The sequence below is a fragment of the Cytobacillus horneckiae genome, from assembly GCF_002835735.1.
GTDB lineage: Bacteria > Bacillota > Bacilli > Bacillales > Cytobacillaceae > Cytobacillus > Cytobacillus horneckiae.
Map to the genome: position 1 here is coordinate 33,269 of NZ_PISD01000021.1, position 13,367 is coordinate 46,635.

The following is a 13,367-nucleotide window of genomic DNA, read 5'->3' on the forward strand; positions in this document are numbered from 1 at the left end:
TCATAAGACCACAACATTAATCCGGTTTTAACCAGTTGTAAATATTCTGTAAACGCATGTGAAGATGTGTAAAAGTATGTAAAGATAGTAAAGATGGCACAATGGTACCTGTCACCCACAAATTTCTACAAAATTCGACAATCGTAACAAAAAAGCGAAGCAACATCTTTACTAGTTAGATGCTGCTTCGCTTTTTTTGTTTGGTTTTTTTTAAAGTTATTTTTAATTGTTTTGATTGATTTAATGATTGATTTGCAAATGCAAATGCTTTGATGGAAAGAAAAAATAGAGCTGGATGATTATTTAAGTTGGCTTAACTAAATGGTTTTACTCTCCGTCTTCTTCATTTTCTCCATCCTCATTCGTCACATCGATTGCTTCCTGCTTTGTGATGTCGTCTGTATTTTGATTTGATTTACGTTCTTCCTTAATTTCAAAATAAGCATCCAATACACGCTCAGCAATTTTCATATTGGCTTTATGATCGACACTGCCTTGGAATGCCCATGGCACCAATACAGAGATGGCTACTTCCGGATTATTATGCGGCGCATAGCCTACAAAGCTTAAGTTCATCACTTCCGGAGGCTCATCATATTTGCTGCGCTCAGGACCGTCATAGAATGCTTCAGCAGTACCTGTTTTACCAGCTGGTTTGTAATCCTTTTTGCCAAAATACACTACACCTGTACCGCCTGTTTCCTGTGTTACTTGGCGGAATCCCTCTTGTACACGGTCAATCCATTCATCCTTTGCATCAACCTTATTTAGTACCTTTGGAGAAATTTCTTGCACAATTGGCCCCAGCTCCTCATTTTCCGTAAGCGGTTCTCTAATTTCCTTCACGATATGAGGCTCCATCCGATTTCCGCCATTGGCAATCGTGGAAATATATTGGGCAAGCTGCATATTGGAATACGTATCATACTGGCCGATGGAAAGGTCAAGCATGAAACCTGGCAGTTTGCTTGTTCCTTTAAAGCCTGTTTGTTCATTTGGCAAATCAATCCCTGTTCGAACACCTAAGCCAAATTGTGCGAAAGAATCTCTAATTATGTTAAACCCTTCAGGATCCAGTGGAAGTGCTTTATTATATTCATATCTTCCTCCACCGATTCTGATGACTGTTTCGAACATGTATACGTTGGAAGACACCCTCAATGCATGTACATCACTGATTGGGCCAAAACTCTTCCATGATTTTTTCTCAGGTGTGCCAGCTATTTTTAACGGGCGGTCATTAAATACGGTTCCTGGGCTAATGACGCCTTCTTTATATCCAGTTAGTATTGTTGCACCCTTTATAACTGATCCAGCATTATAAGTTGTTGTAATATTACCTAGAGCATCATCTGTCATCCTGCTTTGACCAGTCTCTTCATCTTTAACGATTTTTCTTCCAGCCATCGTTAAAATCTCACCGCTGTAAGGATCAGATAATACAACATAAGCACGGTCAAGCAAGCCTGTGCCTGGAGAACCTTTGGCTGAACGTAATTCTTCCTCAAGAATTTTTTCAACTTCTAGCTGCAAATCCATATCAATACTTAAAACAAGGTCTTTTCCTCTCTGTCCTTCAGAGATTGGAATCGTTTCAAGCACTGTCCCGCCCTTATCTGTCACATTTTTCACCTTAGCCTTTTGTCCATGCAATACTTCTTCATATTGAAGCTCAATGTAGCTTTTTCCTACACGGTCATTGCGGCTGTAGTCACGTGCTAAATAATAATCAAGCTGCTCTGCAGGCACGCCCTCCTCCGAACTGGAAACTGAGCCAAGCACAGATTTTAAAGTTTTATCGAAGGTGTAATATCTCTCCCAATCCGTAGTCGTATCTACACCAGGAAGATGCTGCAAATTCTCACTTACAATCGCAAATTCCTTATCCGTCACATCTTTATTTTTAACGATTTGCGGAGTTAAGGCGTATCCGCTCGAAAAATCACGGTAAATCGCAATAATTTCTTTATCTTGATCTGTTAACTCATCAAGCTCTTCTTCAGTAATCCGATCTAATGTGAGCTGATACACTTCCTTATCGAATTCAGATCCTTCCATTTCTTCTTTTAAAGCATCCTGTTCTGATTGTGGCACCTTTTCTTCTGCACGCTCAGGATTAATGATAATCCAATAATCCTTCATATCCCTTTCTCTAACCTTGCTCGAATCTTTATCAATTAACTTCGCTAGCTTTTCTGCAGTATCAAGCATCTCCTCTTGACTTGCACCATTATTTGTATATGTAATGGCATTTTGCGGCATATTGTCCACAACAATCTTTCCTGTACTATCATAAATCTTTCCTCGCGGCACCGGATTGTTCACCGTTATATCCTCGGTTCGTTCTATTTCACGCTTATAATCATCTCCATAAACAATTTGCACAAACCCTAACCGAAATATAAGCACAGAAAATAGCAAAAACACAATTAAGAAGAGCATGTTCAGCCGAAAAGAAACATGATTCTTCTTTTTCTTTTTATTCAATAGTAATAACCACACTTCCCTATTTTGATCTTACTTTCTATTTTAAAAGAAAACGACAAATAATTCTATAAAGAACCATTTGTCGTCATGGAGAAAAATTTAACATCTTCACGAAATATTAATTTTTCTTATATAAAAGTAGATGATACTATGACCGATGCCTAAAATTAAGAGCAAAACCGGGATACTGTATTTGTCATCGAAAAATACAACCGCTGCAATAAACGCTAAAATCGAAACAATCCTGCCCACATTTAAAAATAGCTCACGAACCACAATATACTCAATCCTCATTTCAGCCGCCTTCCATGCTGTACCAATCACGTCATATGACATCGAAACATAAGGAACGAGCATCAGTGGATAAGCAACAGCGATAACTGCAGCATAAAGAAGAAGCTTTGGATAAGTCACTTCAAAAATAATTAAAAATATGGAGGCGTAAAGTAAACTTCCTCCGATAAGAATGGCCGCTTTGCGATGATTCTTTTTTAACAATCTCGAAACAAGATAATAACATACTAAGGCGATGCCTGAGTTAACTAATCCAAAGGTTCCTAAAGCAAGCTCACTTCCAGTTGAGATAAACACAAATACCGAAACGACAAATGCAAAGGTACCTTCTCGCAGCCCTTGAAAAAAATGGGCATTAGTGATTCTTTTCCAATTAATATTATTCTTTCGCTCTGCCACAATTCTCTGAAACCAATACTTCCCGTTGGCAGGTCTTCTTTTAATAAAAAAGCTCAAAAATACAGCAATGCCAAACAGACCAAGCGAAAGGCCAAAAATTACTGAATAACCAGTAAAGGCTTCCATCCTAGATATGATAAACCCTGCTGAAATCGGTCCAATCATACCCCCAATCGAAGAGAGCAGACCAAGAAATCCATTAAAGAAATCGCGATTTTCAGGATCAGTAATTTCGAAGGTAAGCACATTAAATGCAAGCCAATAAAAACCCGATCCTACTCCTAACAAAGCGCCAAGCACAAGAAGATATTTCGATGCATTACTGCCTGCGAGAAGAACCATGACATAGAAAATAGATAAAAAAATCACGCCCAGTCTTAAAACAATGACGCGATCAATTTTCTTTGCCCATCTGCCTGCGATGATAAATGTAATCGGCTGAAACACGACAGTCGCTAAATTATATAATCCCAGGTCCAAATATTTTCCAGATTGTTTCCACAAAAAAATATTCACAAAAGTATTGGATAAAGCAATACTTAAGGAATATAACCCTCCAATAACAAGCAATAGTGTTAAATCTCTCGTTAAGTCAACATCACCAATGATTTTTTGTATTTTACTCATAAAAAAACTCCCCTTTGGTTCTAATGGGTAGTTTTTACAAAACACAAACAGTTATGCAGGTTAAATTCATCTTTATTCCTGCACTATTAAAATAAAAAAGCCATGGAAAATCTCCATGGGCTTTTGCATTTATTTATTTTGCAGCACTATAACGTTTAGCCACTTCATCCCAATTTACAACATTCCAAAATGCGTTAATATAATCAGGACGGCGGTTTTGATAATTTAAATAGTAAGCATGTTCCCACACGTCTAAGCCAAGGATTGGCGTTTTACCTTCCATTATTGGCGAGTCTTGGTTAGGTGTGCTTGATAATTCTAATTCGCCGTTGTTAACAGATAACCATGCCCAGCCTGATCCGAATCGAGTAGTTGCTGCTTTAGCAAACTCTTCTTTAAAGTTATCAAAGCTGCCAAATTTGCTAGCAATTGCATCAGCAAGCTCACCAGTTGGTGCACCGCCGCCGTTTGGAGAAATGATCTGCCAGAATAATGAGTGGTTTGCATGTCCGCCACCATTATTGCGCACAGCTGTGCGAGCCGATTCAGGAACCGCATCTAAGTTAGCAATAACTTCTGCAACAGATTTAGAAGTTAATTCAGCATTTCCTTCCAACGCGTTATTTAAGTTCGTTACATAGGTGTTGTGATGCTTCGTATGGTGAATATTCATTGTTTCTTTGTCAATATGAGGTTCTAATGCGTCATAAGCGTAAGGTAATTGTGGTAGTTCAAATGCCATAATAAAATTCCTCCCTATGTACAATAATTTTTCAAGCCTTTTGATTGAAAATTCACAATACAACAGCTCTTAGCGTTAACATTATCAAACTAGCCCTAAAGCATCAAATGATATGCATTGTTAACAAATTTAAAATACCCTCTACACTTCATTTTATACCCTGATTTTTAAGAAGAAAACCATAAAAATCATAAAACGACAAAGAGGAAATAAATAATCATGACTGCTTGAATAATCCCTTTCGTAAAAATGCTGCTAATAAACCCAATAAGCGAGCCGAATCCAACTTTTATCGCTTCTTTAATATTTCTGCGGTGAACGATTAGCTCTGCTATAACCGCACCAAGAAAGGGACCAAGAATAATACCTGCAACCGGAATAACAAATGGCCCCACCAAGATGCCGATCGTGCTTCCCCATATTCCCGCCTTTGTTCCGCCATACTTCTTTACACCAATCATATTGGAAATATAATCGGCGCCAAACAATAGGATAACAAACAGAATTTGAATCGTCCAAAACAGCCAATTAAACGGCTCAAACGAGAAGAATAGCCCATAAACAATGAAACCTGCAGCAATAAATAATACACTTGGTATAATCGGATAAACGAGCCCTGCAAATGCTACGATAAATAAAATAATAATAATTGTCCATGCCAAAAACTCCATTTAAACGCCTCCTTAAATAGCGGAAAAAGCAAGGGATAACTCCCCTTGCTTTTCCCCTTTATTCTTCCCCTAAAACAGCTTCTGCAATATTTACAGCATGATCGCCAATGCGTTCTAGGTTACTTAAAATATCTACGTATACAATACCTGCCTGACCTGAGCAAATTCCTTCGCTCAATCGAATAATATGTTGTTTACGCAGCTTTCTTTCCATTTTATCAATTAGTTCTTCTTTTTGCACAACATGAGTAGCTGCCTCTTTGTCACCATGATCTAAAGCCTCTATAGCTTCCGTTACTGTAGAAATAGTCAATTTGAACATCTCATCCAAATCATCCATAGCAGTATCAGTAATACTCACTTTATTCGCCTTTTTATAGTCCATCAATTCGATAATATTTTCAAAATGATCGCCGATTCTTTCAATATCTCTAATTGTATCCATTAAAATCGTATGCTCTTCTGATTCATGGTTTGATAATGAGCTTCTTGAAAGGCTGACAAGATAATCCGTAATGTTTCGATCAAAATGATTAATAGCATCTTCTAACTGATAAGCGCTATCTGAATATTTCTGTTCACCCGTTTTCAAAAATTTATTAGTATCCTCCAAGCCATTAATCGCAAACTGACCCATGCGAAGCACTTCTTCTTTTGCCTGTCCTAGAGCAATAGAAGGTGATTGCTCAATGAAGACTGGATCTAAATTCTTTGCTTTATAATCCTTCACAGTATCTTCACCTGGAACTAATTTCGTTACAATATAGGCCAAGACCGCGATAAATGGGAATTGAATAATCGTATTCGATATATTGAAAATACCGTGACCAAAAGCAATAGTCATTTCAGGATTGAGACTTAAGCTGCTTTCAATATATTCAACAAATAAGGTAAACGGTTTTAATAGGATTAGGAATATCGTAGCTCCAATTAAATTAAATAGCACATGAACTGCCGCTGCTCTTTTTGCTGCTACTGTGGCGCCAATGGAAGCCAGGACAGCTGTAATAGTTGTTCCTATATTATCTCCAAAAAGTATAGGCAATGCTGCTTGTAAATCTACAAGGTCACCTGCATAAAGCCCTTGAAGAATACCAATAGTAGCAGACGAACTTTGTACGATAACTGTCAGTACAGTACCAACCAACACGCCAAGAACTGGGTTTTCACTCATGCTTAAAGTTAAATCACTAAAAGATTGCAAGCCGCTTAATGGCTTCATTGCACCTGACATAAGGCCAAGTCCAAAGAACAATGCACCTAATCCAAAAATTATGCTTCCAATATTATTAGCTTTTGCATTTTTAACAAAAATTAATAATATGACACCGACTGCAATCATTGGCAGTGAATACTCGCCTACATTCAGCCCGATGATAAAGGCAGTAAATGTTGTCCCTATATTCGCTCCCATGATTACGCCAATAGCTTGTCTCAGTGTCATAAAGCCTGCACTTACAAGACCAACTGTGATGACGGTAGTAGCTGAACTGCTTTGAATCAGCATCGTAACAATCATCCCCGCCAATACACCCATAAATGGATTGGTGGTAAAACGATCTAAGATTTCCCTTAAACGATCGCCTGCTGATTTTTGCAATCCATCTCCCATCGTTTTAATACCGTATAGGAAAATACCGAGACCACCTATAAACTCAAAAATAATTTTTTGTACATCAAGTTCCAAACTATTCAACCCCTAAAAGAATAATTATCGACATTATTTTTAACCCCATACAATTATTAATGGTTTTTGTTTAGAATGTAAACAAATCCACCTTTAAATTTACAAACCCTTTGCATTCGACCGTAATGTTACAATTGCATTACATTCGAGTTCTAAATGTTCAATCAACTCCGCACGCTTGTGCAGCATTTATAATCCAGTTACAATAGATGCTGATAACTTTAAAGGGTGTGTCAAATGAATATATTTAAACAATTAATAAAAAGTATTTATTCACCGAAAGATATTGCTTCCTTTCGAACGCAAGGAATCGGAAAAACAATCGGTTACGTTTTTTTCCTCACTTTGCTCTCAGTCATCCCATCGATATATTTTTTAAGTGCTTCCATTTTAAACGGTGTAAACTCGTTGGAAACATCTATTGAAAAGGATTTTCCGAACTTTGTGATTGAAAATGGCAAGCTTCAATCTGACGAAGAAGTTCCAATCACAATCAACAATAAAGAGGTAACCATTATATTTGATTCAAACGGGATCGTAAAAAAAGAGGAAATCTTGAATTCTGAAAACACAATTGCTTTTTTAGAAGATGAATTTATTTTTGTTTCAGGGGGACAACAGCAGGGCTACGCATATTCAATGCTCGGAGATGTTAGTTTAGATAAAGAGACCACCATGAATCTTTTGTCCGAAGCAAATTCTTGGCTTCTTGTTATTATTTCAATCATGGCAATACTTATTTATTTATTTACCGTAAGCATTCGATTCATAGAAATATCAATACTTGCACTTTTAGGTCTATTAATTGTCAGAATCCTGCAGCGTGGGCTGGAGTATCGTTTTATTTGGAGAATGGCTGCTTATAGTGTGACGCTTTCAACAGTATTTTTTACTATTATGGGCGCACTTCAAACGACCGTTCCGAATGGCGCATTAATCAGCTGGCTAATTGGCATCATTATGCTCATGCTTTCAATTAAAGAAATTCCCCATAAAAAAGACGAACAAATAAGCTAACAAATCATCATCACTGCCGCCGGCAATCGCTGGCGGCTTTTTTTCGTATAGTTGGCTATTTAATCAGCTTTGCTTTCTCCCGCAGGAATATACTTATATTCATTCGTATGGAAGTGGGATGTAGCCACATGAATAACAAGGATAAAATTTAATTCTTCCGTTTTAGTTCTATCTATCAATGGACAAACATAGATATTTTTTAACTGAAATATTTATTCCGGGGGGTAGTCCTATAATGAGAAGATTCGCTGTCTTTATTCTAGTTATCGTCGTCGCGTATGCCATTTTTATTGATATATCTAAAGGCACACTACCCGAAGCACAGGAAAAATCCGATGAACAGCCGGCTGTCACAGCCTCAACAACTGAAACTGAGCCCGATGCTCCATTTATTGAAAAAGAAGTCAAACCAGGAGATACCGTCCTTTCTATCGTTGAGAAGGAAAACAATGGATTGGAAAATGTGCCAATTAATGTGATAGTTACAGATTTTTCAACTCTTAATGCAGGACTTAAGCCTGAAGATATAAAGTATGGCCAAGTTTATAAATTCCCGACCTATGAGCATGAAAACTAAAAGATTCACATCAACATTCTTGTCAACTCAATCCATTCATTGATACAATAGTGAAAGCGAACTTATTAAAAGTTCAAATATAGAATTTATACACAAATAAAGGAGCGAATCTCCATTGAGTGAAATCATACATCGCACGAAAACCCGTCCGGTAAAGGTTGGACCATTAACTATTGGTGGAAGCAATGAGCTGTTTATTCAAAGTATGACCACAACGAAAACACACGATGTGGAAGCTACAGTTGCAGAAATCAAGCGATTGGAAGAAGCCGGCTGTCAAATCGTACGTGTCGCTTGCCCAGATGAAAGAGCAGCAAATGCTATTGCTGATATAAAAAAACAAATTAATATTCCACTTGTTGTTGATATTCATTTTGACTATAAGCTTGCCTTGAAAGCAATTGAAGGCGGAGCAGATAAAATAAGAATCAATCCAGGAAATATTGGCAGACGTGAAAAAGTGGAAGCAGTTGTAAAAGCTGCAAAAGAAAAAGGAATTCCAATCCGCATTGGTGTCAATGCAGGTTCTTTAGAAAAAAGAATTCTTGAAAAATACGGATACCCTACAGCTGATGGAATGGTTGAAAGTGCCCTCCATCATATTAAAATTCTTGAGGATCTGGACTTTCATGATATTATCGTTTCAATGAAAGCTTCTGATGTAAATTTAGCGATTGAAGCATACGAAAAAGCTTCAAAAGCATTTGATTATCCTCTTCACTTAGGTATTACTGAGTCTGGTACATTATTTGCAGGGACTGTAAAAAGTGCAGCCGGTTTAGGTGCGATTCTTAGTAAAGGAATCGGAAATACTTTAAGAATTTCATTAAGTGCTGACCCGGTTGAAGAAGTAAAGGTCGCACGTGAATTGCTGAAAGTATTCGGATTGTCGTCAAATGCGGCAACTTTGATCTCTTGTCCAACATGCGGCAGAATTGAAATCGATCTTATTAGCATCGCAAATGAAGTAGAAGAGTATATTTCAACTATTAAAGCACCGATAAAGGTAGCTGTGCTTGGCTGCGCTGTAAACGGACCTGGTGAAGCTCGTGAGGCAGATATTGGCATTGCAGGTGCACGTGGTGAAGGTTTATTATTCCGCAAAGGAAAAATCGTTAGAAAAGTACCTGAAGAAACGATGGTTGAGGAATTAAAAATCGAAATTGATAAAATAGCTGAAGAGTACTTCGCAAAACAAGAAGAAGAAAAGAAAGCAGCTGAAGCAGTTAAATAATTTTTTTAAAGAAGCCTGGCAATTTGCCAGGCTTCTTTTTGTTTGACCCTGTTCTAAAAGAACGGCAAAATAAACACACCGACAATTAAGGAAACGGCGCCTATACCAATCGCCCAATTGCCAAACCCTTTTGCTCCTTTGCGATTAGCTACAATTCCGAAGATAATTCCCGCAATTCCAAGAATAATCGGCATGATAAACAGAGATATTATAGATAAAACGAGAGCCGTAATACCTACTCCTCTGCCTTCTTGTCGATTCCGGTCACGATCAACCTCTCTGTTCCTAACATCATTGTAGGAGACAGGTGCTGCTATCTCAGCTGCTGTTTCTTCTGAATACTCGCTTGAGACTTCATTTTGGTTATCGTCAATCTGCTGATTATGAAGAAGATCATAATCTTCATCATACTTTCGCTCTTGATCTGCCATCATGATCCCTCGCTTTCAGGTATCTACATCGAAGCTTTGTAGTGGAGCATTACTTATTGTTTACGACTTTTTTTCTTTTAATGATGTAAATGTTTAACTATTAGCTAAAAACATATTTAGAATATTTTGGCGCTCTTCGAAAATGCTTTACAATCCTCTTTCTAGTATCATAAATTTTCATATTAACGAGGCTAAAGGGTTTATATGTATTCATTTTTACGCTAATATTATTAAAGTAAGAGCGATCAGATGGTCGTTTTTTAGTTTTTTAAAAGGAGAGCCATTTATAATGAAAAAAAGATTTGGGATAGACATTGATGGGACAGTCACAAGTCCTGCTTCAATGATTCCTTTTTTAAATAAAGCTTTTGGCTTAGAGCTAACATTAGATGATGTAAAACAATATGACCTATATCCATTAGTAGACATAGCTCCTGATGAATTTGATCAATGGTTCAAAGAAAGTGAACCGGAAATTTACCGCACTTCAACGATTGCAGATGGTGCAAAGCAAGTGCTCAACAAATGGAAAAACGAGCATGAGTTATATTTTATTAGTGCAAGAAATGCGGAATTATTGGAAGTAACGGAAAAATGGTTTCTGGAGCATACACTCGAATTTCATCATATTGAATTAATCGGTACACATCATAAAATTCAGGCAGCAAAAGAGTATAAAGTTGATATTTTCTTTGAAGATAAGCATGATAATGCTGTGATGATTCATGAGGAATGCCAAATTCCAGTGATTTTATTTGATACTCCATATAACCGCGACCCAATTCCAAACGGCGTTATTCGTGTACATAGCTGGGAAGAGGCATATGAATGGGTAGAGCAATGGTTAAAGGTTGGCGCGAAATAATCTACATGGGATTGCTTTCTCTATACAAGAAAAGGTGAGACGCTTCAATAGAAGGGCTCACCTTTTTCTTGTATATTTATCTTCGTTGCTGCCGCATAGGAGAGGTCACAAATTAGCAACACTCTGGGCATTTTCCGTAAATTTCAAATTTGTGACCAGATACGTCATAACCACTTAAATTTTCCACTAAGCTGTTCATTGGGCAGGTTTCTATTTCCTTTGTTTTTCCGCAATCCAAACAAATAAAATGATGATGATGATGTTCATGTGAACAAGTAAAACGGAAATGCTTTTCCCCGGATAATTCTGTCATTTCAAATATATTTAGATCCACAAACAATGAGAGATTCCGATAAATCGTATCAAAGCTTAAACCAGGATAATTGATTTTCATTTTTTCAAGTACATCTCTAGCTGTTAAATACTTATTGCTATCAGCAAATAGCTCAAGCATTTCTTCCCGTTTTCCTGTATGCTTGTAGCCTTGATTTTTTAATAAATTCAATGCTTCACTCACATTCATACTTTATCCACCCTTTTACTTTTGAACTTTAGCTGGTCTCGATGTTGTTAGCTTTTTAATTAGTATCGTTACTATTAATATTAACACAGCAATAATGACAATAGTTCCACCAGGTGCAAGATCCAAATAATAAGCAAGGAACAAGCCGCCTAAAACTGAAATTTCTCCGAAGAGAATGGAAAAGAAAATCGTTTGCTTAAATCCTTTCGCTATCCGCATACTTGCGGCAACAGGCAAAGTCATTAAAGCCGAAACAAGCAAGATCCCGACAATTCTCATAGAGGATGCAATAACAAGCGCAACCATTACGATAAAAATAAAATGAACTGTTTTTGCTGGAATTCCTGATGCTTTTGCATGCTCTTCATCGAATGATAGTAAGAATAATTCCTTATATAATATAATGATTGTCGCAATAATGACAATGCTAATAATTAAAATCAGCCATAAATCAGCACGGCTTACAGCACTCACACTTCCGAACAAATAACCAAATAAATCAGTATTAAACCCATCAGCTAAAGAGATGAAAATCACACTTAGGCCAGTACCGCCAGAAAGAATAATCGGAATCGCTAATTCCTGATAATGCTTATAAACACTGCGCAGCTTTTCGATAAATAATGAACCTGTGACTGAAAAGGCCATTCCCATATAAATTGGATTAAGTCCAGATATGCCAAGCACTTTCTTTTCAAGCAAAAGGCTGGCCGCAATCCCTGCTAGTGTCACATGGCTCAGCGCATCTGCTATCAAAGACAGCCTCCTTACCACTATATATACACCGAGCAACGGTGCGACAATGCCGATGATAATTCCTGTTAGAAACGCATTTTGTAAAAACTCATATTGAAAAATTGCAGAAATCACGATTTTACCCCTCCATGGTGATGGTCATGATCATGCGATAAAATATGAACATCATGGCCATAAAATGCCGACATTTTATCTTTATCCAGCCTTTCGAATTCGGCGGTTTCCCCATGGAAATGGAGTGACTTATTCATGCAGGCAACATGTGTAACCTTATCTGAAATCGTGCCTATATCATGGGTGACTAATAATAAAGTAATGCCTCTGTTTTTATTTAACTCCTCCAGCATATCGTAGAATGATTGCACATGCTGTGCATCTACCCCAACTGTCGGTTCATCTAAAATCAATAGCTTCGGATCGCTTACTAAAGCTCTCGCAATAAAGACTCGCTGCTGCTGGCCACCTGAAAGTTCGCCAATATTTCTATTTTTAAATTGTATCAATCCAACAGAGTCAATTGCGTCTAATACCTTATGTTTGTCTTCGGTATTCATAAATTTAAATAGCCCGAGCTTTTTTGTTAACCCGCTTGCCACCACTTCATATACTGTAGCAGGAAAACCGGTATTAAAAGAGTTTGCCTTTTGTGAGACGAAGCCTATTCTTTGCCATTCCTTAAATTTGTGAATATCTTTGCCAAACAATTTGATTTTCCCAGATTGCGCCTTTAACAATCCTAATATCAATTTCAGCATCGTTGATTTTCCCGAGCCGTTTGGACCGACGATTGCAAGAAATACACCTTCGTTTATCGTTATATTAATACGTTCTAAAACATTTTCTTTTTCATATTTATAGGATACATCCTGCATGTCTATTATTGGATGGACCTTTTCATTCATAACGCTCACCTTCAAATTAAGAATCATTACGATTTACCACAAAAGGTAGTATACAGCAACTGTTCATGATTGTAAAGTAAGGAATATCGGCTTGTATTAAATATTCCTCTCGAAAAATAGGCACATTTCTTCTTTTTGCTACATAGAGTAAGTTG

Annotated in this window: 13 protein-coding genes; 4 read left to right on the top strand and 9 right to left on the bottom strand. The window is 37.3% G+C overall.

Annotated features, from left to right (window positions below; translation table 11 throughout):
* Positions 1-327 precede the first annotated feature (327 nt).
* The 5 genes from CWS20_RS11185 to CWS20_RS11205 form a co-directional block, all read right to left on the bottom strand.
* The gene (locus CWS20_RS11185) at positions 328-2,442 is read right to left on the bottom strand and encodes a peptidoglycan D,D-transpeptidase FtsI family protein (protein ID WP_066201904.1); all 2,115 of its coding nucleotides are present in this window, start codon (positions 2,440-2,442) and stop codon (positions 328-330) included.
* A 153-nt stretch (positions 2,443-2,595) separates the two neighbouring features.
* Entirely contained in the window at positions 2,596-3,807 is a 1,212-nt protein-coding gene (locus CWS20_RS11190; protein WP_066201229.1) for an MFS transporter, read from the bottom strand.
* Positions 3,808-3,940: 133 nt separating this feature from the next.
* Complete coding sequence (locus tag CWS20_RS11195; RefSeq protein ID WP_066201231.1) at positions 3,941-4,549, bottom strand: superoxide dismutase; 609 nt, start codon at positions 4,547-4,549, stop codon at positions 3,941-3,943.
* A 188-nt stretch (positions 4,550-4,737) separates the two neighbouring features.
* Positions 4,738-5,220 carry a DUF456 domain-containing protein gene (locus CWS20_RS11200; protein WP_066201234.1) on the bottom strand — a complete coding sequence of 161 codons (483 nt, stop codon included), beginning with the start codon at positions 5,218-5,220 and terminating at the stop codon, positions 4,738-4,740.
* 58 nt (positions 5,221-5,278) lie between these two features.
* Positions 5,279-6,907, bottom strand: coding sequence for a Na/Pi cotransporter family protein (locus tag CWS20_RS11205; protein ID WP_066201237.1), 1,629 nt, complete (start codon positions 6,905-6,907; stop codon positions 5,279-5,281).
* 237 nt (positions 6,908-7,144) lie between these two features.
* Here CWS20_RS11205 and CWS20_RS11210 point away from each other — a divergent pair, with 237 nt between their 5' ends.
* The 3 genes from CWS20_RS11210 (at position 7,145) to ispG (ending at position 9,735) form a co-directional block, all read left to right on the top strand.
* Positions 7,145-7,924 (top strand): DUF1189 domain-containing protein, encoded by a 780-nt coding sequence (locus CWS20_RS11210; protein ID WP_066201240.1) that lies wholly within the window; start codon positions 7,145-7,147, stop codon positions 7,922-7,924.
* 235 nt (positions 7,925-8,159) lie between these two features.
* Entirely contained in the window at positions 8,160-8,501 is a 342-nt protein-coding gene (locus tag CWS20_RS11215) for a hypothetical protein (protein ID WP_066201245.1), read from the top strand.
* A 124-nt stretch (positions 8,502-8,625) separates the two neighbouring features.
* Positions 8,626-9,735: a flavodoxin-dependent (E)-4-hydroxy-3-methylbut-2-enyl-diphosphate synthase gene (gene ispG / locus CWS20_RS11220; protein ID WP_180321543.1), complete on the top strand. Its 1,110-nt coding sequence runs from the start codon at positions 8,626-8,628 to the stop codon at positions 9,733-9,735.
* Between the two features lie 53 nt (positions 9,736-9,788).
* Here the strand turns inward: ispG and CWS20_RS11225 are convergent, their stop codons facing one another.
* Positions 9,789-10,166: a DUF308 domain-containing protein gene (locus tag CWS20_RS11225; protein ID WP_241198864.1), complete on the bottom strand. Its 378-nt coding sequence runs from the start codon at positions 10,164-10,166 to the stop codon at positions 9,789-9,791.
* Positions 10,167-10,455: 289 nt separating this feature from the next.
* Between CWS20_RS11225 and CWS20_RS11230 the strand changes: the two genes are divergently transcribed.
* Positions 10,456-11,031: a 5' nucleotidase, NT5C type gene (locus tag CWS20_RS11230; RefSeq protein WP_066201254.1), complete on the top strand. Its 576-nt coding sequence runs from the start codon at positions 10,456-10,458 to the stop codon at positions 11,029-11,031.
* Positions 11,032-11,143: 112 nt separating this feature from the next.
* On the opposite strand, the gene zur is transcribed toward CWS20_RS11230, so the two are convergent.
* Genes zur through CWS20_RS11245 form a run of 3 tightly spaced genes read right to left on the bottom strand, consistent with a single transcriptional unit; the run spans position 11,144 to position 13,212 of the window.
* A complete protein-coding gene (gene zur, locus CWS20_RS11235; protein ID WP_066201256.1) occupies positions 11,144-11,554 on the bottom strand; it encodes a zinc uptake transcriptional repressor Zur in 411 nt (136 codons plus the stop codon).
* 15 nt (positions 11,555-11,569) lie between these two features.
* On the bottom strand, positions 11,570-12,424 hold the full coding sequence (locus CWS20_RS11240) for a metal ABC transporter permease (RefSeq protein WP_066201259.1): 855 nt from the start codon (positions 12,422-12,424) through the stop codon (positions 11,570-11,572).
* Positions 12,421-13,212, bottom strand: coding sequence for a metal ABC transporter ATP-binding protein (locus tag CWS20_RS11245; protein WP_066201263.1), 792 nt, complete (start codon positions 13,210-13,212; stop codon positions 12,421-12,423). Before CWS20_RS11245 ends, CWS20_RS11240 begins: the two co-directional genes overlap by 4 nt.
* Positions 13,213-13,367: the final 155 nt, after the last annotated feature.

What these genes read in the sequence shown, in the direction of transcription:
- zur (WP_066201256.1), bottom strand. Translation starts at nt 11,554, where the DNA reads ATGAATGTGAGTGAAGCATTGAATTTATTAAAAAATCAAGGCTACAAG.
- CWS20_RS11200 (WP_066201234.1), bottom strand. Translation starts at nt 5,220, where the DNA reads ATGGAGTTTTTGGCATGGACAATTATTATTATTTTATTTATCGTAGCA.
- CWS20_RS11195 (WP_066201231.1), bottom strand. Translation starts at nt 4,549, where the DNA reads ATGGCATTTGAACTACCACAATTACCTTACGCTTATGACGCATTAGAA.
- CWS20_RS11215 (WP_066201245.1), top strand. Translation starts at nt 8,160, where the DNA reads ATGAGAAGATTCGCTGTCTTTATTCTAGTTATCGTCGTCGCGTATGCC.
- CWS20_RS11190 (WP_066201229.1), bottom strand. Translation starts at nt 3,807, where the DNA reads ATGAGTAAAATACAAAAAATCATTGGTGATGTTGACTTAACGAGAGAT.
- CWS20_RS11245 (WP_066201263.1), bottom strand. Translation starts at nt 13,212, where the DNA reads ATGAATGAAAAGGTCCATCCAATAATAGACATGCAGGATGTATCCTAT.
- CWS20_RS11210 (WP_066201240.1), top strand. Translation starts at nt 7,145, where the DNA reads ATGAATATATTTAAACAATTAATAAAAAGTATTTATTCACCGAAAGAT.
- CWS20_RS11185 (WP_066201904.1), bottom strand. Translation starts at nt 2,442, where the DNA reads ATGCTCTTCTTAATTGTGTTTTTGCTATTTTCTGTGCTTATATTTCGG.
- CWS20_RS11230 (WP_066201254.1), top strand. Translation starts at nt 10,456, where the DNA reads ATGAAAAAAAGATTTGGGATAGACATTGATGGGACAGTCACAAGTCCT.
- CWS20_RS11225 (WP_241198864.1), bottom strand. Translation starts at nt 10,166, where the DNA reads ATGGCAGATCAAGAGCGAAAGTATGATGAAGATTATGATCTTCTTCAT.